Below are 23,769 nucleotides of genomic sequence, written 5' to 3'. Positions count from 1 at the left end.
CCGTTCAATGCCGTAGCAGGTGGGCGTCGTCGACGTTGGCGCTGCGTCGGGTCCGGAAGATCGTCATGATGATGGCCAGACCGACCACCACTTCGCAGGCGGCGACCACCATCGTGAAGAACGCCACCACCTGCCCGTCCAGATGGCCGTGCATACGCGAGAACGTCACGAACGCGAGGTTCGCGGCGTTGAGCATCAACTCGACGCACATGAACATGACGATCGCGTTGCGGCGCAACAACACTCCCGCGGCGCCGATCGTGAACAGCAACGCCGACAAATACAGATAGTTGACCGGGTTCATCGCGGACCGTCTCCGTTCTCGTCGGTGCGAAGGATGGTGCTGACCGACGATTCATCGTCGGTGCCGTCGGGGAGGCGAGCGCGCGTGTTGACGGCGTTGTGGCGGGCGAAGACACCGGGGTTGGGTAGCGGCGTTGCCCGCGCCCCCGTTTGGAAGCGTTCGACGACCATCTCGCGCTGCGTCTTTCGCCGCTCGAAGCGCTCCCGGTGGGCCAAGACCATCGCTCCGAGCGCCGCGGTGATCAGTAGCGCGCTGGTCAACTCGAACGCCCACAGATCGCGGGTGAAGATCAGCGTCGCCAGACCTTGCACATTCCCGCCGGCGTTGGCCTCGGTGAGCCCGACGAATCCGGTGGTGGCGATGTTGCCGATCCCGGCGATCAGCAGGACGCCGAATCCGAGACCCGCGATGATCGCGGCAACCCGCTGTCCCCGAATGGTTTCCACCAACGACTCCGAGGAGTCGACGCCGACCAGCATGAGCACAAACAAGAACAACATCATCACCGCGCCGGTGTAGACCACCACCTGCACGACCCCGAGGAACAACGCGTCCTGCGCGACATACATCATGGCAAGCGCGATCATCGTGGTGGCGAGGAAGATCGCCGAATAGACGGCCTTCGGTGCGGTGACCACTCCGATCGCGCCTGCCACCGCGATGACGGCAAGAATCCAGAATGCGATGGCTTCGGGAGTGGAGGTGCGGGTGAGGGTTTCGGCGGCCAGCAGCGTGATCGTCACCGAACCTCCTTGGGGGTGACGTGTCCCAGGTAGTAGTCGTCGTCCGTGGCCCCCGGCGCCATCGCGTGCGGCGGTTCCACCATGCCGGGCTGCAACGGGGCCAGCAGCTTGTCCTTGTCGTAGATCAGATCAGATCGATTGTCGTCGGCCATCTCGTAGACATTGGTCATCGTCAGCGCGCGGGTGGGGCAGGCCTCGATGCACAGTCCGCAGCCGATGCAGCGCAGATAGTTGATCTGGTAGACCCGCCCGTAGCGTTCGCCGGGCGAAAAGCGTTGCTCCTCGGTGTTGTCCGCACCTTCGACATAGATGGCGTCGGCGGGACACGCCCAGGCGCACAGCTCGCAGCCGATGCACTTCTCCAGCCCGTCGGGGTAGCGGTTGAGTTGGTGCCTGCCGTGGTAGCGCGGCGCCACGGGTCCCGGCTTCTCCGGATACTCCTCGGTGATGGGGCGTTTGAACATGGTCCCGAACGTCACGCCGAAACCCTTGACCGCGTCGAGGAACTTAGGCATCTGCTTTCTCCTTGCTCGGTGCCGGCGAACCGGGCAGCGGAGGTATCGGGAACGATCCTTCGACCGCAGCGGGAGGCGGCGCAGTGCTGCGTTGGATCAGCTTGTGTCGCAGCGAGTTCGCACCCAGCACGGCCAGCAGCAGTATCGCTGCGGCGATCAGGTTGGGAATGATGCCGGTGTGGCCGACACTATGCAGGACGGCCACGATCATGATCCACACCAGCGAGACCGGGATGAGAAGCTTCCATCCCAGTGCCATGAACTGGTCGTAGCGCAGCCGAGGCAGGGTGGCGCGCAGCCACATGAAGACGAACAGGAACGTCCATACCTTGGCCACAAACCAGATCAGCGGCCACCAACCGGTGTTGACACCGTCGATCAGGCTGATCGGCCACGGCGCATGCCAGCCGCCCAGGAACAAGGTGGTGGCCAGCGCCGAGACGGTGGTCATGTTGACGTATTCGGCGAGCATGAACATCGCGAACTTCAGCGAGGAGTATTCGGTGTGGAACCCGCCCACCAGTTCGCCTTCAGCTTCGGGAAGGTCGAACGGGGCCCGGTTGGTCTCGCCGACCATCGACGTCACGTACACCGCGAAACTGGGCAGCAGCAGGAACACATACCAGGTGTGTTCCTGGGCGGCGACGATCCCCGACGTGGACATGGTGCCGGCGTAGAGGAACACCGCCGCGAACGACAGCGCCATCGCGATCTCGTACGAGATCACCTGGGCGCTGGACCGCAGCCCACCCAGAAGCGGGTAGGTGGAGCCCGAGGCCCAGCCCGCCAGCACGATCCCGTACACCCCGATCGAGGTGACCGCCAGGATGTAGAGCACCGCCACCGGCAGATCCGTCAGCTGCAGCGGCGTGCGGTGGCCGAACACCGAGACCAGCGGACCCAGCGGGATCACCGCGAACGCCATGATCGCCGGGATCACCGAAATGACCGGCGCCATCAGGTAAATGGGTTTGTCCACCCCGGCCGGGGTGAGCCCCTCTTTGAGCGCCAGCTTGATGCCGTCGGCCAGGGACTGCAGGATGCCGAACGGCCCGACCCGGTTGGGGCCGTAGCGCATCTGCATGCGGCCCAGGATCTTGCGCTCCAGCAGGATTGCCACCAGAACGGTAAGCAGCAGAAAGGCGAAGACCGCAACCGCTTTGATCAGGATCAACCACCACGGATCGTGGCCGAACACACTCAGATCCGGGTAGCTCATCTGCCGGCCTCCCGCTCGATGCGTACGACGGTGCCCGGGGTGACGCCGAGTTGCCGGTAGACCACGCTGCCGGGCGAGTTGAGCGGCAGCCACACCACGCCGTCGGCCATCTCGGTGATGACCAGTGGCAGAGCGATATCGCCACGACCTGTCGACACACTGACCACCTCGCCGTCGACCGCGCCGATCCCGGCGGCCGTGGCCGCCGACAACCGCACCACGGCCGGGCGAGCGGTCCCCGCCAAGAACGGCTCGCCGTCCTGCAATCGGCCGTCGTCGAGCAACACCCGCCAGCCGGCCAGCACCGCCTCGTCAGAATCCAGCGGCGGCGGCTGTTTCGGCTCCACCGACGGCGCGGCCGGCCGCTCACCGTCCCACCGATCCAGTGTCAGCAGCTCGGCGCGGGCTTCCTCGACGGTGCGGAACCCAAGGTCCACGCCGAGCTCGTCGGCCAGGATCTGCAACACCCGCAGGTCGGGGAAGGCGTTGGAGGCCAGCGCGGGCTCGAACGGACGAATCCGGCCCTCCCAGTTCAGGAATGAGCCGGCCTTCTCGGCGACCGGGGATATCGGGAAGACCACGTCGGCCAGCGCGGTGATCGCGGACTCCCGCAACTCGAGGCTGACGACGAAGCCGGCCGACTCGATCGCCGCCAGTGCCGCCGGCGGGTCCGGCAGGTCGTCGGCGTCGACACCGCCGATGAGCAGTGCGTCGAGTTCACCGCCGGCCGCGGCGGTGAGGATCTCGGTTGCGTCGCGACCCTCTTCTGATGGGAGAGCGTCGACATGCCATGCGCTGGCCAACTGTTGTCGTGCAACGTCATTCGAGGCCGGCCGGGCGCCGGGCAACAGGTTTGGCAGGCAGCCGGTCTCGACGGCGCCGCGGTCACCGGCGCGCCGGGGGATCCAGGCCAGCCGGGCGCCGGTGCGTTCGGCCAGGCGCGCCGCCGCCGACAGCGCACCGGCACTGGTGGCGAGCCGTTCCCCGACCAGGATGATCGCCCCCGACGGCAGCTCGTCGGCCAGCGCATCGAGGGCGGGCGCCTCGTGGCCGGGGGCGGTGAGCACCACCCGTGCGGCGAGCTTCTCCGACCCGCGGGACACCAGCGGAGCGACGCTCACAACCCGCAGGCCGTGCTTGCGGACCGTCTTGCGCAACCGCAGGAACACGATCGGGGATTCATCCTCGGGCTCGAACCCGGCGAGCACCACCATGGGTGCGCCTTCCAGATCCGCATAGCTGACGTCACGGCGACCGGCCACGTGCTCGGCGAGGAAGTCCTGCTCTTCGACCGAGTGCGGGCGGGAGCGGAAGTCGATGTCGTTGGTGTCCAGTGCAATCCGTGCGAATTTGGCGTACGCGTAGGCGTCTTCGACGGTCGCCCTGCCGCCCACCAGAACACCGGCGCGTCCGGACCGCAGGCCCGCTGCGGCCACCGCGATGGCCTCCGACCAGGAAGCCGGCCGCAGTGCACCGTTCTCGTCGCGCACCAGTGGGGTGGTGATGCGATCGCCGACCCGGGTGTAGGTGAAGGCCCAGCGGCCCTTGTCGCAGTTCCACTCCTCGTTGACTTCCGGGTCGTCGCCGGCCAGCCGGCGCAACACCACTCCGCGGCGGTGATCGGTGCGCTGGGCACACCCGGACGCGCAGTGTTCACAGACACTGGGGCTGGACACCAGATCGAACGGGCGGGCCCGGAACCGGTAGGCGGTTCCGGTCAGCGCACCGACCGGGCAGATCTGCACGGTGTTGCCGCTGAAGTAGGAATCGAACGGTTCACCCGGACCGATACCGACCTGTTGCAGCGCACCACGTTCCAGCAGGGAGATGAACGGATCCCCGGCGATCTGCTCGGAGAACCGTGTGCAGCGCGCGCACAGCACACACCGTTCCCGGTCCAGCAGCACCTGGCTGGACAGGTTGATCGGTTTGGGGAAGGTGCGTTTGATGTCCTCGAAGCGGGTTTCGACCCGGCCGTTGGACATGGCCTGGTTCTGCAGCGGGCATTCCCCGCCCTTGTCGCAGACCGGGCAGTCCAGCGGGTGGTTGATCAGCAGCAGCTCCATCACCCCGTGCTGCGCCTTGTCCGCGGCCTCGGAGGTGAACTGCGTGCGCACCACCATGCCGTCGGACACCGTGGTGGTACAGCTGGCCATCGGCTTGCGCTGACCCTCCACCTCCACCAGACATTGTCGGCACGCCCCGACCGGATCCAGCAACGGATGGTCGCAGAACCGGGGGATCTGCACTCCCATCAACTCGGCGGCCCGAATCACCAACGTGCCCTTGGGCACCGCCACCTCGACGTCGTCGATGACAAGGGTGACCATCTCCACCGGAGGCGCCTCGGGGGTCCCGGTCTCCGAGATCTGCGTCATCAGGCACCCACCCCTTCCGGTGCGGAGAGCATCGAGGCGTACGGGTCGAACGGGCAGCTGCCGCCCAGATGGGCCTCGTACTCGTCGCGGAAATGCTTGATCGAGGAGATGATCGGTGATGCGGCGCCATCACCCAACGCGCAGAACGACTTTCCGAAGATGGTGTCCGATATGTCGAGCAGTTTGCCGATGTCGTCCTCGGTGCCGCGGCCCGTCTCGAGCCGCTCATAGATCTGGCTGAGCCAGTAGGTGCCCTCCCGGCACGGCGTGCACTTGCCGCAGGATTCATGGGCGTAGAACTGGGTCCAGCGCCGCACCGCCCGCACCACACAGGTGGTCTCGTCAAAGATCTGCAACGCCTTGGTGCCCAGCATCGAGCCGACCGAGGCCATGCCTTCGTAATCCAGTGGCACATCGAGATGTTCGGCTGTCAGCAGCGGGGTCGACGATCCGCCAGGAGTCCAGAACTTCAACTCGTGGCCGGCGCGGACACCGCCGGCGTACTCGAGCAACTCTCGCAAGGTGATCCCCAACGGGGCCTCGTACTGACCGGGATTGGTGACGTGGCCCGACAACGAATACAACGTGAAACCAGGCGATTTCTCCGAGCCCATCTCCTTGAACCAGTCGACGCCGTTCAGCAGGATCGGCGGCACGCTGGCGATGGATTCGACGTTGTTGACCACCGTCGGGCAGGCGTACAAGCCCGCGACAGCGGGGAACGGCGGGCGCAGGCGGGGTTGACCGCGACGGCCCTCCAGCGAGTCCAACAGGGCGGTTTCCTCACCGCAGATGTAGGCGCCCGCGCCGGCATGCACGATCAGATCCAGATCGAATCCCGAACCCGCGATGTCGGTGCCGAGGTACCCGGCCTCATAGGCCTCGGCCACCGCGGCCTGCAGTCGGCGCAGCACCGGCACGACCTCGCCGCGCACATAGATAAACGCATGCCGGGCGCGGATGGCGTAGGCGGCAATGATCACACCCTCGACCAGGAAATGCGGCGTGGTCAGCATCAGTGGAATGTCTTTACAGGTACCGGGTTCCGATTCGTCGGCGTTGACCACCAGGTACTTCGGCTTGGCCCCGGCTCCGGTGTCATCCTGCGGAATGAACGACCATTTGGTGCCGGTGGGGAACCCCGCGCCGCCGCGGCCGCGCAACCCGGATTCCTTGACCGTGGCGATCACCTCGTCGGGTGTCATGCCCAGCGCCGTTCGCAGGGCCTGGTAACCGTCGTGGCGCAGATACGTTTGCAGGGTCCACGGTTCGGGCTCATCCCAGAAGCGGCTGAGTACCGGAGTCAGCGGGGTTGCCGGTGTCATTGCCCCTCGCTTTCTCTGGACGGAGGCGCTGACATGTCCAGTTCGCGGGCCACCCGAAGGCCTGCCAGGGTCGCCTCACCAGGCGCGCCGCCGCCCGAGTCGCCCCCGCCGGACAACCCGGCCAGCGTTCGCGCGGTGTCCCGGAACGAACACACCCGCGATCCGCGGGTGGCCTGGGGCTGCTCGCCGGTTCGGATGTCGTCGACGAGTTGTCGTGCACTGGAGGGGGTTTGGTTGTCGAAGAACTCCCAGTTCACCATGATCACCGGGGCGTAATCGCAGGCGGCGTTGCATTCGATGTGCTCGAGGGTGATACGCCCGTCGGCGGTGGTGTCCCCGGCGTGGATGCCGAGTTCGGTCTCCAGGGTGTCCAGGATGGCGTCACCGCCCATGATGGCGCACAGGGTGTTGGTGCACACGCCGACCAGGTAGTCGCCGGTGGGAGTACGGCGGTACATCGAGTAGAAGGTGGCCACGGCGGTCACTTCGGCTTCGGTCAGCCCGAGTTGTCCGGCGCAGAAGGTGATTCCGGCTCCGGTGAGATAGCCGTCCTCGGATTGCACCAGGTGCAGCAGCGGCAACAGCGCGGAACGGGGCTGCGGGTAGCGGGCAATGATGTCCGCCGCATCGGCGCTCAGCCGCTCGGTCACCGCGGCGGGGTAGGCGCCGCGGCCGCCGATCGGTGGGCCGGGCTCATCGGGGCGCGGACCCAACACCAAATCAATCGTCATCGAGCTCTCACCTGTCCACACCTCCCATGACCGGGTCGATGGACGCGACGGCGGCGATGACGTCGGCGACCATGCCGCCTTCGCACATCGCTGCCACCGCTTGCAGATTGGTGAACGACGGGTCGCGGTAATGCACCCGGTACGGGCGGGTGCCACCGTCGGACACCATGTGCACCCCCAACTCGCCGCGAGGGGACTCCACCGCGATGTACACCTGGCCGGCCGGCACCCGGATCCCTTCGGTGACCAGTTTGAAGTGGTGGATCAGCCCTTCCATGGAAGTGCCCATGATCTTGGCGATGTGGGCAGGGGAGTTCCCCAGACCGTCAGGGCCGAGTTGCAGGTCGGCCGGCCAGGCCAGCTTCTTGTCGCTGATCATCACCGGACCCGGCTCCAGGCGGTCCAGGCACTGGGCGACGATCTTGAGGGACTCGTGCATCTCGCCGACCCGGATCAGATAGCGGCCGTAGCAGTCCGCCCCGGTATCGGTGATCACGTCGAAGTCGTAATTCTCATAGCCGCAATAGGGTTGGGTCTTGCGCAGATCGTGCGGCAGTCCGGTGGAGCGCAACACCGGTCCGGTCATGCCCAGCGCCATGCAGCCGGTCAGATCCAGATAGCCGATGCCCTGGGTGCGGGCCTTCCAGATGTAGTTCTGGGTCAGCAGGTCTTCGAGCTCGCGCAGCCGGCCCGGCAGGATCTTGAGCAGATCGCGCACGCGTTGGGGCCCGTCGTCGGGCAGGTCGGTGGCCAGCCCGCCCGGGCGGATGTAGGCGTTGTTCATCCGCAATCCGGTGATCGCCTCGAACACCGACAGGATCAGCTCGCGCTCGCGGAAGCCGAAGAACATCGGCGTCATCGCGCCGAGCTCCATGCCGCCGGTGGCCAACGCCACCAAATGGCTTGAGATGCGGTTGAGTTCCATCATCATCACCCGCACCACGCTCGCGCGTTCCGGAATCTGATCGGTGATGTCCAGCAGCTGTTCCACGCCCAGGCAGTAGGCGGTCTCGTTGAAAAACGGTGACAGGTAGTCCATTCGGGTCACGAAAGTGACGCCCTGGGTCCAGGTGCGGTATTCGAGGTTCTTCTCGATCCCGGTGTGCAGATAGCCGATCCCGCAGCGCGCCTGGGTGACTGTCTCGCCCTCGATCTCCAGGATCAGCCGCAACACCCCGTGGGTGGAGGGGTGCTGCGGACCCATATTCACCACGATGCGTTCGCCGGCCTCACCCTGGCGGGCGGCGGCGACGATTTCCTCCCAGTCCTGGCCGCCCAGGACGATCACGTTCTCGTCGGTGGTCATCAGTGATACGACCTGCGTTCGTCGGGCGGCGGAATCTGGGCGCCGTGGTACTCGACCGGCACACCGCCCAGCGGATAGTCCTTGCGTTGTGGGTGTCCCACCCAGTCATCGGGCATCTCGATCCGGGTCAGACCGGGATGCTCGTCGAAGACGATGCCGAAGAAGTCATACGTCTCACGCTCATGCCAGTCGACCGTCGGGTACACCGAAAACAACGACGGCACATGCGGATCGGAGTCGGGGCAGGCCACCTCCACCTGCACCCGGCGGTTGTGCGTGATCGACAGCAGCGGGTAGAAGGCGTGCAGCTCCCGGCCCGCATCCTGCGGGTAGTGCACACCTGAAACCCCGCAACACAATTCGAAGCGCAACCGCTCGTCGTCGCGTAACGCCCGGGCGACGGTCAGCAGGTGTGCACGGCGGACCTCGATGGTGAGCTGGTTGCGGAAGACGATGATGCGCTCGACGGCCGCACCGAATTCGTCGTCGCCCAGTACCTCGGCCAATCGGTCGACCACGTCGTCGAAATAACCGCCATAGGGCCGTGGTGTGCTGCCGGGCAGGGCGACTTCGCGGACGAGTCGGCCATACCCGGAGGTGTCGCCACTGCCACTGATGCCGAACATGCCCCGGCGCACACCGATGACCTCACCGCCACTGTCTGTCGCCGGGTCGCTTCGCTCCTGATCGCTCACCGCAGCAGACCCTTGAGCTCCAAGGTGGTCGGCGCGGCCAGCGCGGCCTTTTCGGCCGCGGCGACGGCCTCGGCGCGGTGCACCCCCAACGGCATCTCGGCGATCTTGGCGTGCAACGCCAGGATCGCGTTCAACAACATCTCCGGCCGCGGCGGGCACCCGGGGAGATAGATGTCCACCGGCACCACGTGATCCACCCCTTGGACCACCGCGTAGTTGTTGAACATGCCGCCGCTGGAGGCGCACACCCCCATGGCCAGCACCCACTTGGGTTCGGCCATCTGGTCATACACCTGCCGTAGCACCGGCGCCATCTTCTGCGACACCCGGCCGGCCACGATCATCAGATCGGCCTGCCGGGGTGTGGCCGAAAACCGCTCCATGCCAAACCGGGCGATATCGAAGCGCGGGCCCGCCGTCGCCATCATCTCGATGGCACAACACGCCAACCCGAACGTCGCCGGCCACAACGACCCCTTGCGCACGAACCCGGCGACCTTCTCCACCGTCGACAGCAGAATGCCGCCCGGCAGCTGCTCTTCTAATCCCATTCCAGACCGCCCCGGCGCCACACGTACCCGTACGCGACGAACACCGTCGCCATGAAGATCAGCATCTCCACCAGCGCGAACGTCCCCAATGAATCGAAGGAGACCGCCCACGGATACAAGAACACGATCTCGATGTCGAAGACGATGAACAACATCGCGGTCAGGTAGTACTTGATCGGGAAGCGCTGACCAGCCGACTCTCCGGCCACCGGTTCGATACCGCACTCGTAGGCTTCCAGCTTGGCCCGGTTGAACCGCCGCGGACCGATCACCAATGCGATCACCACCGACACGATCGCGAACGCGGCCGCGATGACACCCAACACCAGGATGGGCAGATACAAATTCATAGAGCTGTGTCACTCCTCGCTGGGCTGGAGATGTGAGCTACGACACAGCCTAGCGATCTTGAGACTCGCTGTCGCGATTTCGTTAGGATGGCTTGAATAGCTGAGCGCGGTCCATCTCTGGTCGAGAGGGCAAGGGCGACAGCGTATTTGGCGTTTAAGTCACTGCACGGATGTGCGCAGCAAACCTACGACCGCCTCGCCGAGTCGCACCGGGTCGATCGGGTGAGGCACTGCGGCCTCGGCGCGCGACCAGTTGGCCAGCCACGCATCGTCGGATCGGCCGGTCAGCACCAGCACCGGCGGGCAGTCGTCGATCTCGTCTTTGAGTTGTTTGGCAATGCCCATCCCGCCGACGGGCGCCGCCTCGCCGTCGAGGATCACCAGATCAAATCCGCCGGCGTCCATCAGCTGGATCACCATCGGTCCGGTCGCCACCTCGGTGTAAATGAGATCCGGGAGTTCGGGGTGGACGCGCTTCCCCAGAGCCAGGCGCACCTCATCACGGGTGCGGGCATTGCTGCTGTAGACCAGCACGTGGAGGGGCTGTGCGCCCGGGCGAGACACGCAGCCGATGCTACTGCCGCATCTGTGATTTCGGCGCGGAAACGTTCGCTGGGCGAACGAACGCGCGTCCAGGTCACTCTTTGGCGAAGACGACGTCGGCCAGCAGGGTGGTGGTCGGGGGCATCATCCCGATCATGTTGCCGCTGACACCGAGTTCGGTGCGGTCGACCGTCGCCGTGGTGGTCAGCTGCACCGAGCCGTCACCGAGCGGGGTGATCGTGACCGACAGCGGCAGTGCAGTGCTGACTCCTCGGACGGTGAGCGTGGCGGTGAGATCGGCCGTGTCCGCGCCGGTGGGTTCCAGCCCGGTCACCTCGACGCGGATCTCGGGATGGTTCTCGACGTCGAAGAAGTCGGCCGAGCGCAGATGCTCGTCACGTTTTCCGATGCCCGTCTTCAGCGACGACGCTCCGATCTCCAGCCGCCCCGAGACCGCGCCGTTCGCGCCGACCTGCCCGGTGCCGCTCACATCGCCGAATGTGCCGGTGACGGTGGCCAACCCCCAGAACGTCTTGTTCTTGAACCGCACCGAGGAGCGCGCGGGAACCAGTTGCCACACTCCGGCGGCCCCGGGGTCGTTGAGTAACGCGTGCAGTGCGGACATGTGATGTGCCTTCTCTCAGGACAGCAGCGGTGCCAGGTCGGCGGGATCGAGGTATTCGTCGATTCGCCGGATGAGGCCGTCGTCTCCGACTTTCACGATCAGGCATACCCGCAAGGCCACGTCTTCACCGCGGGTGTTGGTGCACCGCAGAATGTGCTGCTGGACGAATCCGCCGTCGAACACCTGCCGGTCGAGCACGTCGTAGTGCCGGTAGGTGGTGGCGCCGACGTACCACCGGATCACCTTGAGAGCGCGCGTCTTGTCGCTGTCGCGCTCATCGCCGGTGTGCCAGACGGTGACATCGTCGGCCCACAGCTCCGCCACCGCGGCGACATCGCCCTGCGTGATCGCGGCGAACAGCCGGTCGGCGGCCTGCAGGATCTGGCTTTCGGTGGTCATGCCGGTGAACCTCCCTCGGGTGAGTCGTATCCGGGGTGGGCGATGGCCACCCGGTGCTTGACCACGGCGCGAAGGCACCTCATCACCTCATCGCCGCGGCCGTCGAGGTCCCCGGCGCGGATCGCCGCGGCCAGTGCGGCTTCGTCCCGATAGCCGAGTCCCTCGAGTGCGGCCTGCGGTTCGGCGGCGGTCTCGTCGAGCAACTCACGTTCCACGGTGCGCAAGACGTTGACCGCGACCAGGGCGTGGAAATTGACCGACCCGGTGGTGCTGGACCGGACGTCACCGGCGAGGAATTCGGCGACGGCAGCGACGAGTTCGGCGGCGGTGGGCCGTCCGTTGAGTCCGGTCACGAGGCGCCCTCCAGTAGGTCGAGAACATCCCATTCTGTCTCGCAGACCCGCCGGCCGATCGCGGCCAGCTCGACCGACCGGGTCTGGCCGCTCAGGTGCCGTTCGGCCTGGAAACGGCAGATCACTCCCCAGCGAAGGGTGGCCAGCACCAGCCACCACCGCAAGGTCGCGCGGTCGACGGGCGCGCCGCCGGCCTCCTCATAGGCCGCGACGAAATCGTCGATGCTGCCCAGACCGCCGGCCGCCATGCTGGACGGGGCGCCGAACCGCCAGGCCCGAATGCAGAACCAGGCGAGGTCTTCGTAGATCTCGCCGATGTGGACCAGTTCCCAGTCCAGGACGGCCGCCAGGTGCGAACCGTCCACGATGAGGTTGCCCATCCGGAAATCGCCGTGCACAAGCCGCAGCGGCGACGGCGGTGGCCGGTGGGCCGCCAACCATCGGAACGCCCACTCGAATGTCGCTGTGGTGTCGCCCATTTCATCGAGGCGCTGGTGCCACTCCGTCATCTGGTCCTGCTCGGCCAGCCCGGGCGCGTCGGCCGCGCCACGGTGAATCGCCGCCAGCGCCTGTGCGCACTGCCGCAGCAGCTTCGCCCGGCCGTCGTCGTCGAGGTGGCGCTGGATACGGCGCACGATGGTCTCGCCGGCGATCTCACCGCAGATCAGAAACGGATTGCCCAGCGCCTCAACCGAATCGGACGCAACCAGGATGTCGGGCACCGGCGCACCGGCCGCGGCGGCGGCCGCCTGGACGGCTGCCTCCAGTTCCATTCCGGCGTGGACGTCATCGGGCGGCCCGGTGCGCAGAATCAGTGCACGGCGCGCCGATCCGGTCACCGCGTCGAACGCCCAGGTGGTGCGGCTGGCCCCGCCGGTCAGCGCGCGCAAGTTGTCCACGTCGGTCTGCGGACCGAGCAGCGGGCGCAACACGTCGGCCAGATCCGCGGCCAGTGTCTCGGCGGCCACGTCAGCGAGCCGGCTTGCCGAACTTGAACATCCGCTGGGCCACGCGGCGCATCTGGATCTCCTCGGCGCCCTCGGTGATGCGGTACCGGCGGTGGTGCCGGTAAATGTGCTCGAACGGTTCGTGGCGGCTGTAGCCGACTCCGCCGTGCACCTGCATGGCCCGGTCGGCCGCCTCGCACACCAGCCGGTTGGCGCGGTAGTTGGCCATCGACACCTTGTCGGACACCTCGAGGTGATGGTTGCGGTCGAGTTCGGTAGCCGCGTAGCGCACCAGCAGCCGCACCATCTGGGCCTCGGTCTGCAGCTCGACCAGCGGCCACTGGACGGCCTGGTTGACTGCCAGCGGCTTGCCGAACGTCACCCGCTTGCCCGCATAGTCGACGGCGCGGTCGATGCAGTACTGGGCGGCACCGAGGCTGCTTGCCGCTTGCCGAATCCTGTTCTCGTGCAGGAAGGTCTGGGCGACCTCCAGGCCGTGGTCCACTTCGCCGAGGACGGCATCGGCGGGGATCCGCACGTCGCGCAGAACGACCTCGGCGTGGTCGGTCGGCATGTTGAACGTCCACCAGTAGTACGGCACCTCGAACCCGTCGGCGTCGCACGGAACAAGGAATGCGGTGATGCCGCGCGCCTGCCCGGCCTCGCCGGAGGTGCGCGCGAAGACCAGGTCGTGGGTGGCGCGGTGCACACCGGTGTTCCACCGCTTGTTGCCGTTGATCACCCAGTCGTCACCGTCGCGAACGGCGCGGGTCTCCAGCCAGGTGGCGTCCGAGCCGTGGTCGGGTTCGGTCAGTCCGAATGCCATGGACCGGGTGCCGGTCAGCATCGCCTCGATCCACTCGCTCTTCTGATCGTCGGTGCCGAACCGGTCCATCATGATGACCTGTGGGAAGTTCCCAACGATCGAGGACTCGTCCTGCAGATCGTTGTGCAGACCAAGTCCCTTGTGCGCCAGGTGTTCCCGAATCACCGCCATATCGAGATTGGTGCCATCCCGGCCGCCGAATTTCGACGGCAGGCCGTACCGCAACCACCCCGCTTTTTCGGCTCGCCGGCGCATCTCGTCGAGCAGATCCTCCCACTCCCGACGGGGGATACCGCCATTCTCGACATCGGTGCGGGCAAACTCGCGACGCTGATCGAAATACTGGATGTGTTCACGCTCGAGGGGCTTGATCTCGGCTTCGATGAACGCATCCATTTCGTCCAGCAGAGTCGTAAGATGTTCGGGCAGAGAGAAATCCACGCTGATCTCCTAATCAATCAAAAGCCGTAGAGCGTTTTTTTCCAAATAGTAGACAGGGTCGTCACGGCGTCGTCGTCCGACAGGCGCAGACCCAGGCCCGCGCTGTCGGGACGCAGGCACACGGTGGTGAACTGTTCGAACAACAGCGCGATCGCCAAGGCGGTGTGCTCGGGTTGCAGGCCGGCCGCGTACCCGTGTTCCTGGGCGCGCAGCACCGACGCGGCGACGATGTCGATGCCGAACTGACGGAATTGGTTCTGCAGGGCGGCGAACCGGGGTTCCGTGGCGGCGAGTTGGTCGACAGCGACCATGACGCCGATGCTCTGCTTGAACATGTCCCAGTAGGCGCTGACGACGGTGACGAAAAAGTGGGTGTCGTCCGGGGATTCCGGGAGGTGCAGTCGCAGACCGGACGGCAGCACGACGTCGTGCAGGAACGAACCTGCCAATGCGGCCAACAGGTCCTCTTTGTCGTCGTAGTAGCGGTAGAACACCGCGGGGGATCTACCCGCGGCCGACGTGATGTCGACCAGGGTGGTGCCGTGGAAACCCCGTTCGGCAAACAGTTTTCGAGCGGCGTCCTCGATGGCTTGGCGGGTTTGGCGCCCCTTGGAGCTCAGTTCGCGCGGGCCGTCGGCGGCCCCGTCCGCTTTGCGCGAACGGCTGGACGGTTCCATGGGCTGGCCCCCGTGCTTTCGGAAGGGAAACTAAAGCTGACGTTACTTTTCGTTTTAACGGTTGGCAAGACCTCTCGCGACGGCGAATTTCGAGCTGACCTGCCCCAACGCCATTCCTGGCAACGACAACTTGACATCGTTGCGTACTCTTACGAGTGGTCGGGGAGGCTCTTGAGCAAATGGAGCTGCACGAATGTCAGCCGAAAAGTCAAAGGCCCTTCCTTGTCACACCCAGCAAGCACCACCTCACACCTGAAGCCGCACTTCGAGGACGTTCAGTCGCACTACGACCTGTCCGACGACTTCTTCCGGCTCTTCCTTGATCCGACGCAGACCTACAGCTGCGCCTACTTCGAGCGCGACGATCTGACGCTGCAGGAGGCGCAGCTCGCCAAGATCGATCTGTCGCTCGGCAAGTTGGGGCTGGAGCCCGGAATGACCCTGCTGGACGTCGGCTGCGGCTGGGGCGCCACGATGCGCCGTGCGATCGAGAAGTATGACGTCAACGTCGTCGGGCTGACCCTGAGCCGCAATCAGCAGGCTCACGCCGAACGTGCGTTCGCCGAGATGGACACGCCGCGCAGCCGCCGCGTCCTGCTCTGCGGCTGGGAGCAGTTCGACGAACCGGTGGATCGGATCGTGTCGATCGGGGCCTTCGAGCACTTCGGGGCGGACCGTTACAACGCGTTCTTCGACTTCGCCTACGACGTCCTGCCCGACGACGGCGTGATGATGCTGCACTCCATCATGCAGATCCCGCGGGCCGAGATGGAGGCACGCGGGCTGCCCATCACGATGAGCCTGCTGCGATTTTTCAAGTTCATCTCGGTAGAGATCTTCCCCGGCGGCCACCTGCCGACCCGCGAGATCGTCCAGGACCTGGCCGGCAAGGCCGGCTTCACAACCGAACGTGTCCAATCGCTGGAACAGCACTATGCAAAGACCCTCGATTTGTGGGCGGCCGCACTCGAGGCACGCCGGGATGACGCGATCGCGATCCAGTCCGAAGAGGTCTACGAGCGCTACATGAAGTACCTGACCGGTTGCGCGGACCTGTTCCGCAACCACTACACCGACGTCTGCCAGTTCACCCTGAGTAAGTAGCGCGGCGGCTCAGCTCACCACTGACTCGCACGCCACTTGTCGAGAGCTCGGCGGTCCCGCTTCGTCGGCCGGCCGGCTCCGCGATCACGCGCCGCCACCGGCACGGCGGGAACACTTGGCGGCTTGGGCGTGCGGTCCAGGTAGCAGGTGACGGCGTCGGCGGCCCCGACCCGCTTGGCGATAACCCTGACGACCTCGACGATCCTCGTCGTGTCGCCGACGCGTGCGCGCACCTCGTCACCGGGGGAGATGGTCGTCGAGGGCTTGGCCAACCGGTCGTTGACCCGGACGTGACCGCCTCGGCACGCCGCGGCGGCATCCGGGCGGGTCTTCGCCAGCCTGACCGCCCACAGCCACCGATCCACCCGAGTCGATTCCATGAGGCGGTGTCAGCTCAGCTCAGTATCCGGTCGCCGGCGCGCAGCAGTGCGCTGGGCAGATCGTGGCCGACCACCGACCTCGCGACGGCTGCCGCGCTGATCGCCGCAGGCAGGTCGATGTCGACACTGATTCCGCTGTCGCGCAACAGGTAGACGAGATCCTCGGTGGCGATGTTGCCGCTCGCCCCCGGCGCGAACGGGCAGCCGCCCAACCCGCCCACCGACGAGTCGAGCCGCGTCACACCGGCGGCGACCGCGGCGTACGCGCTGGCCAACCCGGCGCCGCGGGTGTTGTGGAAGTGAGCACCCAGCGGCAGATCGCCGATGCGGGGCTTCACCTGGTTCATCAGCGCGGTGACCCGCCCCGGCGTGGTGGTGCCGATGGTGTCGGCGATGGCCAGCCGGTCCGCACCGAATTCGCAAGCGGCGTCGACGATGTCGAGGACACGCTGCGGCGGGGTCGGCCCGTCGAAGGGGCAGTCCCAGGCGGTGGCGATGATGACCTCGACGCTGACTCCCGAGTCGTGGGCGATCGCGACGATGTCGGCGATCTGCGCGGTGGCGTCCGCACTGCTGCGGCCGACGTTGGCGTGACTGTGGGCGTCGGCCGCCGACACCACGTACTCAACGGAACGCAGCCCGGCGGCGATGGCCCGCTTGGCGCCGTTCGGACTGGCCACCAGGGCGGAGAATTCGATGTCGGGGTAGTCGCCGAGATGGGCGGCCAGCTCCGGCGCGTCGGCCAGGGCGGGCACCTTCGACGGCGATACGAAGGCCGTCGCCTCCACTTCTCGTACCCCGGTGGCGGCGATCGCCGCGAGCAATTCGAGCTTGGCGGACAACGGAATCGGATCTTCGATCTGCAGACCGTCGCGCAGGGCGACTTCGCGGATCGTGACGTGGCCGGGCAGCTGGCTCATAGCACTCCCTGGGACTCCAACTCAGCGATCTCCTCCGACCGCAGGCCCAGAAGTTCACCGTACACCTCACCGTTGTGCTGTCCCGGTCGCGACGAGCCCGCGGATCGGATGGTGCCGGGGGACTCCGACAACACCGGAACCACGCCGGGGCCCTTCACATTGCGCCCGATGCGCTCGTCCCAGTGGTCAGCGATCATGCCGCGCGACAGCAGCTGCGGGTCGGTGACGACCTCGGCGACGGTGTTGATCGGTCCGCTGATGACGCCCGCTTCACTCAGCGTCTCGATGATGTCGGCGGGCTCGCGGGCCGCCGCCCAGTCACCGATGATGGCGTCGAGCTCGTCCTGATTACGGCCGCGCGCAACATGATTGACGAAGCGGTCATCCTGGGCCAGCTCGGGCCGGCCCATGGCTGCGCACAGTCGCCGGAAGACGGTGTCCTGGTTGGCGGCGATCACCACCCAGCTGCCGTCGGCGCTGCGGTAGATGTTCGACGGGGCGATGCCCTCCAGTCGGGTGCCCGACGGTCCGCGGACCACGCCGCCGACGTCGTAGTCGGGGATCGTCGACTCCTGCACGGCCAGACAGGATTCGGTCAGCGCCGCGTCGACGATCTGTCCCTCACCGGTGACGGTCCGCCGGTACAGTGCGGCCAGCGCGCCCTGCGCGGCGAACATTCCGGCCAGGCTGTCGCCGAGCGACAGCGCCAGCCGCGGCGGCGGCCCGCCGGGGAAGCCGTTCATGTGCCGCAACCCACTGGCCGCCTCGGCGACCGAGGCGTAGCCGGCCTTCGTCGACTCCGGACCGGTCTGCCCGTAGCCGGACACCCGGACCAGGATGATGCCCCGATTGTGTTGGCGCAGAACGTCGTAACCGAGGCCCCACTTCTCCAGCGTGCCGGGCCGGAAGTTCTCGACGATGATGTCGGAGCGCTCGACCAGGTCGAGGAACAGCTCGCGGCCCCGGGCTTCCCGCAGGTTGAGGGTGACGGCCTTCTTGTTGCGGGCGTGCACCGTCCAGAAGAAGTGGTGGCCGTCGAGTTCGGCCTGCCCCCAGGTGCGCAACGGGTCGGGAGCGCCAGGAGGTTCGATCTTGATCACCTCGGCACCCATGTCGCCGAGCAGCCGGCCCGCGAACGGCCCTGAGATCAGCGTGCCGACCTCGATGACGCGAATGCCGTCCAGCGGACCTGTGACCCTTCCCGGGTCGCTGCGCTCCTGCCCTCCGGTAGGGGCCATCAATCAGCCTTTGCGAAGTCGTGCCGAACCAGCCAGTCCGTGACGATCCCGACGGCCTGGCGCAGCGTCTCCTTCTGGTCGGGCCCGGAGTAGTAGTGGTTGGCGCCCGGGATTTCGTGCATCTCCTTGTCGGGATGCCCGATGGCCTCGAAGAGCCGCCGGGTATGGCTGGGTGTGCAGGCGTCGTCGGCGAGATTGCCGATGACCAGTGCCGGCACCGCGATGTCCGGGCCGGCCTTCACGGCGTCACCGTTGGCGTCGTCATAGCTCCACTGTGACAGCCAGCTGCGCAGGGTGCAGAACCGTGCCAGCCCGACGGGGCTCATGTTGACCACCTGCGGGTCGCCCAGATAGCAGGTGCCGGGGGCGCGCTCGTTGGGGTCGACGGTCGGGTCGAGCCAGCGTGGGTCGGCCATCGTGCCGTGCACGACGAAGCAAAATTCGTCATCCGGCCGTCCGTCGGCCTTGAGGGCCGCCAGTTTTTCCTTGACCCACTTGGTGATTCGTCGGTTCCGGGCGATCTGCGCCTGGTGGTAGCGCTCCAGGAACTCCGGGGTGTACGGCGGCTGATTGGGGTTGTCCGGGTTGTACAGGTCGAGTTCGGGATCCCGCTTGGTCGGGTCGTTCTCGTCGAGGATGGAGGCGTCCATCCATTCGGTCATCGTGCCGTGCCTGCTGATGTGCGCGGCCAAAAGCATGATCCCGTCGGCGGGCAGCAGGCCCAGTGTGGTCAGATCCGGACCGTCACCGGACGGGCTGGCGGTGATCGTCGGGTGCTGCGCCTGCTGCTGATAGAACACCGACAGCGACCCACCGCCACTCCACCCCGCCAGGACCACTTTGGAGTAGCCCAGCCGATTCTTGGCGTCCTTGATGCATTCGCCGAGATCCTCGACCACCTTCTCCATCAGCAGCCCTGAGTCGGTGCCCCGGAAACGGCTGTTGCAGTAGATGACGTGATGCCCGGCGCGGGCCAGTGCGTTGATCATCGGCAGGTAGGCGCCGCCGCCGATCGGGTGCATGAAGACCAGCACGGTGTCCGACGGTGTGGTCGGCTTGAGCAGATAGCTTTCCAGCACCACCAGCTCCGCGACCCCGCCGTAGACGTCCCGGACAGCGGACGTGTTCTGGTAGGCGATCAGATACGGGATGCGCTCGTAGGCGCGCTTGACCGGCGTGACCATCAGTGTTGCCCCAAATCGTTGGCCAGAACTTCGGGTGACGGCACCAGACGCCTCCGGGTGTCGATCGCGATGACCTTCCAATCCACGCGGGTGAATTCGTCGAACTTTCGCCGCGCTCGTTCGCGGGCCTTCTCCGGCGCCCCGTGGTGCACGCCCTGCGGGGCGTGGCTGATCAGTCCGGGTGGCATCGGGATGCCGTAGAGCGAGCCGCCGTGGAAGAAAGCGATCTCGTCGAAGTCGACATTGCGGTGGTACCAGGGTGTGCGTTCGGTGCCGGGCACCGATTCGGCCGGCTTCGGCAGGAAGTTGCACACGTAGACACCCGTCGCCTCCATGAACAGGTGGACCATCGGCGGCAGGTGCACGCTGTCGGAGGTGATGACGTTGTAGTCGTCGATGTTGAAGGTGAAGGCGTAGTTGTCGCCGCGCCAGCCTTCGACATCGATCGGGTTGTGTGGATAGCGCAGGGTGGTGGTCTCCACGCCGTCGATCGGGCGGTGATATAGCCGCACCTCGTACTCACCGTCGGTGTGGGGACCGTCGCCGTCGTCGATGGGCTCAGGGTCCGGTACGACGGCCTGGGACGGGTCGAAGGGCCAGTGCCGGCCCAGTGGGCCGGCGGGTGGGACCCGGAACTCGTCGGTGGCCTCGATCATCAGCCAAGTGCTCTCAGCTGGTTCTGTCCCGGAGTCGGGCACCTGCCGCCACGTGCACGCCTTCGGGATGTAGATCCAATCGCCGGTGCGGTAGTCCAACGGGCCGAATTCGGTTTCCAGGCGACCGCTGCCCTGATGGACGAAGGACAGCAGGTCGCCGTCGACGTAGCGCGTATAGAACGGCATGGCTGCCGAGCGCCGGCTCAGTGAGACGCGGCAGTCGTCATTGGAGAAAAGCAGCAGGGGAGCGCCCGTGGGGTCGGTCGCATCGCTCGGTTTGAGCTCACTGGACAACACATCGAGCGGACGCAGGGGGCCGTTGGCCCGAAATGTCGTGGGATCGTTCCGGCGGTAGATGTTGGCGGTGCGGCCGGTGAATCCGCCCCGGCCCAATTCGTCGTCTTTGAGGCCGTCGAGATCGGCGTGGATTCGCCTCGGGGTTGTGCCTTTGCGCAGGTGAGTGAACGATTCCATGGAATCTCCCGAGATCGGCGTCGAGGTACGGGCAAGCGGAAAACTAAAAGTGACATTAGTTTTTGTTTGACCCCGTGGCAACCCCCAACCAACGAGTTGGGTAACGTGGCGGACTTTCACAGGTTCGAGACGACGTGTTTTACTCAACTCTGAATCCGATAACCGGGGTCATAGAAAGCTGGGGTGGATTGGTGAAGTCCTTGTTTGACAAGGTGCGCGGGTGGCCGCGTCGATTGGCAGTCGCCGCAGTCGCGGCGGCGGTTCTTCCGGGCTTGATCGGCCTGGTCGGAGAATCGGCAACGGCGAGCGCGTTCTCCCGTCCGGGGCTCCCTGTGGAGTACCTGATGGTTCCGTCGCCCTCGATGGGTCACGACATCAAGGTCCAGTTCCAAAGCGGCGGCGCGAACGCTCCGGCGGTCTACCTGCTCGACGGCCTGCGTGCGCAGGACGACTTCAACGGCTGGGACATCAACACCCCCGCGTTCGAGTGGTACTACCAGTCCGGACTGTCGATCGTGATGCCGGTCGGTGGGCAGTCCAGCTTCTACGCGGACTGGTACTCGCCGGCCTGTAGCAAGACCGGTTGCCAGACCTACAAGTGGGAGACCTTCCTGACGCAGGAGCTGCCGCAGTGGCTTGCCGCGAATCGGGACGTCAAGCCCACCGGTAGCGCCGTCATCGGCCTGTCGATGGCCGGCTCGGCCTCGCTGATCCTGTCGGTGTACCACCCGGATCAGTTCATCTACGCGGGCTCGATGTCGGGCTTCCTGAACCCGTCTGAGGGTTCGTGGCCGTTCCTGATCAACATCTCGATGGGTGACGCGGGCGGTTTCAAAGCCAACGACATGTGGGGTCCGACGCAGGATCCGAACAGCGGCTGGAAGCGTAACGACCCGATGGTGCAGATCCCCAAGATCGTCGCCAACGGCACCCGCATCTGGATCTACTGCGGTAACGGCACTCCCAACGAGCTGGGTCACGGCGACCTGCCGGCCACGTTCCTCGAGAGCCTGACGATCCGTACCAACATCACCTTCCGCGACAACTACCTCGCCGCGGGCGGTAAGAACGGCGTGTTCAACTTCCCCGACAACGGCACCCATGACTGGGCCTACTGGGGTCGTGAGCTTCAGGCGATGAAGCCCGACCTGCAGAAGTACCTGGGCGCCGCGTAACGCGGACGTACGTCAACGAAGCGGGCCACCGGTGAAAACCGGTGGCCCGCTTTGTTGTTCGGTTCAGAAGCCGTCGGCGACCCGCACCACCGCGCGGCCCGAGTACTTGCCGGCCCGCACCTGGTCGATCACGTCGATGACGTCCTTGACATCGACCTCGTGGGTGACGTCGTCGAGGTGGCGAGGCTTGCGCGCACCGCCCAGACGCTCCCACAACGCGCGGCGCGGACCGATGGGCAGCAGCACCGAGTCGATGCCCAGCAGTGACACCCCGCGCAGGATGAACGGCAGCACCGTCGTATTGAGCGCCGGGCCACCGGTCAGCCCGCTGGCCGCCACGGCGCCGCCATATTCCAGAGTGCTGATCACATCGGCCAGGGTGGCCCCGCCGACGCAGTCGACGGCACCCGCCCAGCGCGCCTTGCCCAGCGGGCGCGGCTTGGCGTCGGGGTCCTCGGGCAGCCGTGCGATGACGTCCGCTGCGCCGAGGGCCTTGAGATGGTCGGCCGCCTCGGCCTTGCCGGTGGAGGCCACCACCTGAAATCCGGCGGCGGCGAGGAGGTCCACACTGACCGACCCGACACCCCCGGTGGCGCCGGTGACGACGATCGGACCGTCCTGGGGGGTGATGCCGTGGGCGATCAGCGCCTCCACGCTCAGCGCGGCGGTGAAGCCCGCGGTTCCGATCGCCGCGCCTTCCCTCGGCGTCAGCGTCCCCAACGCGACAACCTGGTCGGCGGGCAGCCGGACATATTCGGCGTAGCCGCCGTGGTGGCCGGTGCCGATCGCGTAGCCGTGCGCCAGGACCTGATCGCCGACGGCGAAGTCGGGGGAGCCGGACTCCACGACCTCGCCGGTGAGGTCGATGCCGGGCACGATCGGATAGTCCCGGACGACTCCGCCGCGGGGGGTCAGCGCGAGCGCGTCCTTGTAGTTGACGCTGGAATAGGCGACCCGGATCGTCACGTCGCCGGGCGGAAGTTCGGAGGCGTCGAGTGTCTCGATCGATGCGGTGATCTGATCGCCGTCCTGACGGGCCAGCAGTGCCTGATAAGAATCCATGCCAAGACGGTAGCGCCCACCGATGGGCCACAGACGGGCTACCGACGGCTCGCCTCGTAGCCGGCGGTGAACCACCGGACCGTACGTTCGATGGTGGGCAGGATGTCGGTGATGGCGATCTCGCCGGCGGCAAAGCGTCCGGACAGGCCGAAAATCACAGTGGCCAAGACGGTGTCGAGATCGGCGACGAAGTCCTCGTCGACGCCGTCGAGCACTTCCATGGCCGCGGGGACGACGTTGTCGAGCCCGCGATGTAGCAACAGTTCGCGCCCGGTGGCCGATCGGGAGCGGTAGTAGGCCTTGAGCATCTCTGGATGTCGTTCCCACGGTTCGAAGATGGTCCCCAGGACGCGCATCATCCCGTCGTAGAGCGACTCGTCGGGATCGTGGTGCTGAACAGTGAGGCCCGCGTACCGGTGCTCGTCCATCCACGACTCGAGCGCGGCGAGGATCAGGTGATCGCGGGTCGGGTAGCGCTTGTAGATCGTCGTGAGCGAGGTACGCGAGCGCCTGGCGACCTCGCGCAGCTGGACGGCGTCGTATCCCTGCGTCTCGAGGATGTCGACGACGATGTCGATGATGCGGTCACGTGTGTCGACCGCGGTGTCGATCGTCTTCTCAGTCCTGTACACGAATGCCCTTGCCGTA

General features: G+C 66.2%; 27 protein-coding genes. 2 read left to right on the top strand and 25 right to left on the bottom strand.

The genetic code is table 11. The annotated features are described in order from the left end of the window. Nucleotides 1–4: 4 nt before the first annotated feature. The 18 genes from nuoK to AB4879_RS16455 all read right to left on the bottom strand — a co-directional run bounded on the left by nuoK (nucleotide 5) and on the right by AB4879_RS16455 (nucleotide 14,928). Complete coding sequence (nuoK, locus tag AB4879_RS16540) at nucleotides 5–304, bottom strand: NADH-quinone oxidoreductase subunit NuoK (RefSeq protein ID WP_370508450.1); 300 nt, start codon at nucleotides 302–304, stop codon at nucleotides 5–7. After that, nucleotides 301–1,047, bottom strand: coding sequence for an NADH-quinone oxidoreductase subunit J (locus AB4879_RS16535; protein ID WP_370508449.1), 747 nt, complete (start codon nucleotides 1,045–1,047; stop codon nucleotides 301–303). Before AB4879_RS16535 ends, nuoK begins: the two co-directional genes overlap by 4 nt. Continuing rightward, nucleotides 1,044–1,562, bottom strand: coding sequence for an NADH-quinone oxidoreductase subunit NuoI (gene nuoI / locus AB4879_RS16530; RefSeq protein ID WP_370508448.1), 519 nt, complete (start codon nucleotides 1,560–1,562; stop codon nucleotides 1,044–1,046). The genes AB4879_RS16535 and nuoI overlap by 4 nt, the downstream gene beginning before the upstream one ends. Beyond that, a complete protein-coding gene (gene nuoH / locus AB4879_RS16525; RefSeq protein ID WP_370508447.1) occupies nucleotides 1,555–2,781 on the bottom strand; it encodes an NADH-quinone oxidoreductase subunit NuoH in 1,227 nt (408 codons plus the stop codon). Before nuoH ends, nuoI begins: the two co-directional genes overlap by 8 nt. Next, entirely contained in the window at nucleotides 2,778–5,159 is a 2,382-nt protein-coding gene (locus AB4879_RS16520; protein ID WP_370508446.1) for an NADH-quinone oxidoreductase subunit G, read from the bottom strand. Before AB4879_RS16520 ends, nuoH begins: the two co-directional genes overlap by 4 nt. Then, complete coding sequence (gene nuoF / locus AB4879_RS16515; RefSeq protein WP_370508445.1) at nucleotides 5,159–6,484, bottom strand: NADH-quinone oxidoreductase subunit NuoF; 1,326 nt, start codon at nucleotides 6,482–6,484, stop codon at nucleotides 5,159–5,161. The genes AB4879_RS16520 and nuoF overlap by 1 nt, the downstream gene beginning before the upstream one ends. After that, entirely contained in the window at nucleotides 6,481–7,215 is a 735-nt protein-coding gene (nuoE, locus tag AB4879_RS16510) for an NADH-quinone oxidoreductase subunit NuoE (RefSeq protein ID WP_370508444.1), read from the bottom strand. Before nuoE ends, nuoF begins: the two co-directional genes overlap by 4 nt. A gap of 7 nt (nucleotides 7,216–7,222) precedes the next feature. Beyond that, a complete protein-coding gene (gene nuoD, locus AB4879_RS16505; protein WP_102807478.1) occupies nucleotides 7,223–8,521 on the bottom strand; it encodes an NADH dehydrogenase (quinone) subunit D in 1,299 nt (432 codons plus the stop codon). Beyond that, complete coding sequence (locus AB4879_RS16500) at nucleotides 8,521–9,216, bottom strand: NADH-quinone oxidoreductase subunit C (protein WP_102807479.1); 696 nt, start codon at nucleotides 9,214–9,216, stop codon at nucleotides 8,521–8,523. Before AB4879_RS16500 ends, nuoD begins: the two co-directional genes overlap by 1 nt. Further along, nucleotides 9,213–9,767 carry an NADH-quinone oxidoreductase subunit B family protein gene (locus AB4879_RS16495; RefSeq protein WP_036339917.1) on the bottom strand — a complete coding sequence of 185 codons (555 nt, stop codon included), beginning with the start codon at nucleotides 9,765–9,767 and terminating at the stop codon, nucleotides 9,213–9,215. Before AB4879_RS16495 ends, AB4879_RS16500 begins: the two co-directional genes overlap by 4 nt. After that, nucleotides 9,758–10,117, bottom strand: coding sequence for an NADH-quinone oxidoreductase subunit A (locus AB4879_RS16490; RefSeq protein WP_102807480.1), 360 nt, complete (start codon nucleotides 10,115–10,117; stop codon nucleotides 9,758–9,760). The genes AB4879_RS16495 and AB4879_RS16490 overlap by 10 nt, the downstream gene beginning before the upstream one ends. A 159-nt stretch (nucleotides 10,118–10,276) precedes the next feature. Beyond that, nucleotides 10,277–10,681 (bottom strand): hypothetical protein, encoded by a 405-nt coding sequence (locus tag AB4879_RS16485; RefSeq protein WP_370508443.1) that lies wholly within the window; start codon nucleotides 10,679–10,681, stop codon nucleotides 10,277–10,279. A 73-nt stretch (nucleotides 10,682–10,754) separates the two neighbouring features. Then, complete coding sequence (locus AB4879_RS16480; RefSeq protein ID WP_370508442.1) at nucleotides 10,755–11,285, bottom strand: YceI family protein; 531 nt, start codon at nucleotides 11,283–11,285, stop codon at nucleotides 10,755–10,757. A 15-nt stretch (nucleotides 11,286–11,300) separates the two neighbouring features. Then, nucleotides 11,301–11,684, bottom strand: coding sequence for a nuclear transport factor 2 family protein (locus AB4879_RS16475; RefSeq protein ID WP_102807483.1), 384 nt, complete (start codon nucleotides 11,682–11,684; stop codon nucleotides 11,301–11,303). Then, nucleotides 11,681–12,037 carry a DUF6285 domain-containing protein gene (locus AB4879_RS16470; protein ID WP_370508441.1) on the bottom strand — a complete coding sequence of 119 codons (357 nt, stop codon included), beginning with the start codon at nucleotides 12,035–12,037 and terminating at the stop codon, nucleotides 11,681–11,683. Before AB4879_RS16470 ends, AB4879_RS16475 begins: the two co-directional genes overlap by 4 nt. Beyond that, nucleotides 12,034–13,005 carry a phosphotransferase family protein gene (locus AB4879_RS16465; protein WP_370508440.1) on the bottom strand — a complete coding sequence of 324 codons (972 nt, stop codon included), beginning with the start codon at nucleotides 13,003–13,005 and terminating at the stop codon, nucleotides 12,034–12,036. The genes AB4879_RS16470 and AB4879_RS16465 overlap by 4 nt, the downstream gene beginning before the upstream one ends. Nucleotide 13,006: 1 nt before the next feature. Continuing rightward, nucleotides 13,007–14,251 (bottom strand): acyl-CoA dehydrogenase family protein, encoded by a 1,245-nt coding sequence (locus AB4879_RS16460; protein ID WP_370508439.1) that lies wholly within the window; start codon nucleotides 14,249–14,251, stop codon nucleotides 13,007–13,009. 17 nt (nucleotides 14,252–14,268) lie between these two features. Further along, nucleotides 14,269–14,928: a TetR/AcrR family transcriptional regulator gene (locus tag AB4879_RS16455; protein ID WP_370508438.1), complete on the bottom strand. Its 660-nt coding sequence runs from the start codon at nucleotides 14,926–14,928 to the stop codon at nucleotides 14,269–14,271. Between the two features lie 222 nt (nucleotides 14,929–15,150). Here AB4879_RS16455 and AB4879_RS16450 point away from each other — a divergent pair, with 222 nt between their 5' ends. After that, nucleotides 15,151–16,032, top strand: a complete 882-nt coding sequence (locus tag AB4879_RS16450; RefSeq protein WP_370508437.1) for a cyclopropane mycolic acid synthase family methyltransferase — start codon at nucleotides 15,151–15,153, stop codon at nucleotides 16,030–16,032. Between the two features lie 14 nt (nucleotides 16,033–16,046). On the opposite strand, the gene AB4879_RS16445 is transcribed toward AB4879_RS16450, so the two are convergent. Genes AB4879_RS16445 through AB4879_RS16425 form a run of 5 tightly spaced genes read right to left on the bottom strand, consistent with a single transcriptional unit; the run spans nucleotide 16,047 to nucleotide 20,884 of the window. Further along, nucleotides 16,047–16,412: an RNA-binding S4 domain-containing protein gene (locus AB4879_RS16445; protein ID WP_102807488.1), complete on the bottom strand. Its 366-nt coding sequence runs from the start codon at nucleotides 16,410–16,412 to the stop codon at nucleotides 16,047–16,049. Nucleotides 16,413–16,426: 14 nt separating this feature from the next. Continuing rightward, entirely contained in the window at nucleotides 16,427–17,332 is a 906-nt protein-coding gene (locus AB4879_RS16440) for a hydroxymethylglutaryl-CoA lyase (protein WP_370508436.1), read from the bottom strand. Beyond that, a complete protein-coding gene (locus tag AB4879_RS16435) occupies nucleotides 17,329–18,570 on the bottom strand; it encodes a CaiB/BaiF CoA transferase family protein (protein ID WP_370508435.1) in 1,242 nt (413 codons plus the stop codon). Before AB4879_RS16435 ends, AB4879_RS16440 begins: the two co-directional genes overlap by 4 nt. Further along, on the bottom strand, nucleotides 18,570–19,754 hold the full coding sequence (locus AB4879_RS16430; protein ID WP_102807491.1) for an alpha/beta fold hydrolase: 1,185 nt from the start codon (nucleotides 19,752–19,754) through the stop codon (nucleotides 18,570–18,572). The genes AB4879_RS16435 and AB4879_RS16430 overlap by 1 nt, the downstream gene beginning before the upstream one ends. Further along, nucleotides 19,754–20,884, bottom strand: a complete 1,131-nt coding sequence (locus AB4879_RS16425; RefSeq protein ID WP_370508434.1) for a homogentisate 1,2-dioxygenase — start codon at nucleotides 20,882–20,884, stop codon at nucleotides 19,754–19,756. Before AB4879_RS16425 ends, AB4879_RS16430 begins: the two co-directional genes overlap by 1 nt. A gap of 191 nt (nucleotides 20,885–21,075) precedes the next feature. Here AB4879_RS16425 and AB4879_RS16420 point away from each other — a divergent pair, with 191 nt between their 5' ends. Then, nucleotides 21,076–22,059: an esterase family protein gene (locus AB4879_RS16420; protein WP_199189892.1), complete on the top strand. Its 984-nt coding sequence runs from the start codon at nucleotides 21,076–21,078 to the stop codon at nucleotides 22,057–22,059. A gap of 63 nt (nucleotides 22,060–22,122) precedes the next feature. Here the strand turns inward: AB4879_RS16420 and AB4879_RS16415 are convergent, their stop codons facing one another. Next, nucleotides 22,123–23,121, bottom strand: coding sequence for an oxidoreductase (locus tag AB4879_RS16415; RefSeq protein WP_370508433.1), 999 nt, complete (start codon nucleotides 23,119–23,121; stop codon nucleotides 22,123–22,125). A 38-nt stretch (nucleotides 23,122–23,159) separates the two neighbouring features. Next, nucleotides 23,160–23,753, bottom strand: a complete 594-nt coding sequence (locus tag AB4879_RS16410; protein ID WP_370508432.1) for a TetR family transcriptional regulator — start codon at nucleotides 23,751–23,753, stop codon at nucleotides 23,160–23,162. Between the last annotated feature and the right edge of the window lie 16 nt (nucleotides 23,754–23,769).

It is taken from the genome of Mycobacterium sp. SA01 (assembly GCF_041287105.1).
Taxonomy (GTDB): Bacteria; Actinomycetota; Actinomycetes; order Mycobacteriales; family Mycobacteriaceae; genus Mycobacterium.
The sequence above is the reverse complement of the archived record's forward strand: the minus strand, read 5'-3'. Positions and strand labels throughout refer to the sequence as shown.

Coding starts and splice junctions, on each gene's coding strand:
- nuoK (WP_370508450.1), bottom strand. CDS start 304: ATGAACCCGGTCAACTATCTGTATTTGTCGGCGTTGCTGTTCACGATC.
- nuoI (WP_370508448.1), bottom strand. CDS start 1,562: ATGCCTAAGTTCCTCGACGCGGTCAAGGGTTTCGGCGTGACGTTCGGG.
- nuoH (WP_370508447.1), bottom strand. CDS start 2,781: ATGAGCTACCCGGATCTGAGTGTGTTCGGCCACGATCCGTGGTGGTTG.
- AB4879_RS16520 (WP_370508446.1), bottom strand. CDS start 5,159: ATGACGCAGATCTCGGAGACCGGGACCCCCGAGGCGCCTCCGGTGGAG.
- nuoF (WP_370508445.1), bottom strand. CDS start 6,484: ATGACACCGGCAACCCCGCTGACTCCGGTACTCAGCCGCTTCTGGGAT.
- nuoE (WP_370508444.1), bottom strand. CDS start 7,215: ATGACGATTGATTTGGTGTTGGGTCCGCGCCCCGATGAGCCCGGCCCA.
- nuoD (WP_102807478.1), bottom strand. CDS start 8,521: ATGACCACCGACGAGAACGTGATCGTCCTGGGCGGCCAGGACTGGGAG.
- AB4879_RS16495 (WP_036339917.1), bottom strand. CDS start 9,767: ATGGGATTAGAAGAGCAGCTGCCGGGCGGCATTCTGCTGTCGACGGTG.
- AB4879_RS16490 (WP_102807480.1), bottom strand. CDS start 10,117: ATGAATTTGTATCTGCCCATCCTGGTGTTGGGTGTCATCGCGGCCGCG.
- AB4879_RS16480 (WP_370508442.1), bottom strand. CDS start 11,285: ATGTCCGCACTGCACGCGTTACTCAACGACCCCGGGGCCGCCGGAGTG.
- AB4879_RS16475 (WP_102807483.1), bottom strand. CDS start 11,684: ATGACCACCGAAAGCCAGATCCTGCAGGCCGCCGACCGGCTGTTCGCC.
- AB4879_RS16455 (WP_370508438.1), bottom strand. CDS start 14,928: ATGGAACCGTCCAGCCGTTCGCGCAAAGCGGACGGGGCCGCCGACGGC.
- AB4879_RS16445 (WP_102807488.1), bottom strand. CDS start 16,412: ATGGAATCGACTCGGGTGGATCGGTGGCTGTGGGCGGTCAGGCTGGCG.
- AB4879_RS16440 (WP_370508436.1), bottom strand. CDS start 17,332: ATGAGCCAGCTGCCCGGCCACGTCACGATCCGCGAAGTCGCCCTGCGC.
- AB4879_RS16435 (WP_370508435.1), bottom strand. CDS start 18,570: ATGGCCCCTACCGGAGGGCAGGAGCGCAGCGACCCGGGAAGGGTCACA.
- AB4879_RS16430 (WP_102807491.1), bottom strand. CDS start 19,754: ATGGTCACGCCGGTCAAGCGCGCCTACGAGCGCATCCCGTATCTGATC.
- AB4879_RS16425 (WP_370508434.1), bottom strand. CDS start 20,884: ATGGAATCGTTCACTCACCTGCGCAAAGGCACAACCCCGAGGCGAATC.
- AB4879_RS16415 (WP_370508433.1), bottom strand. CDS start 23,121: ATGGATTCTTATCAGGCACTGCTGGCCCGTCAGGACGGCGATCAGATC.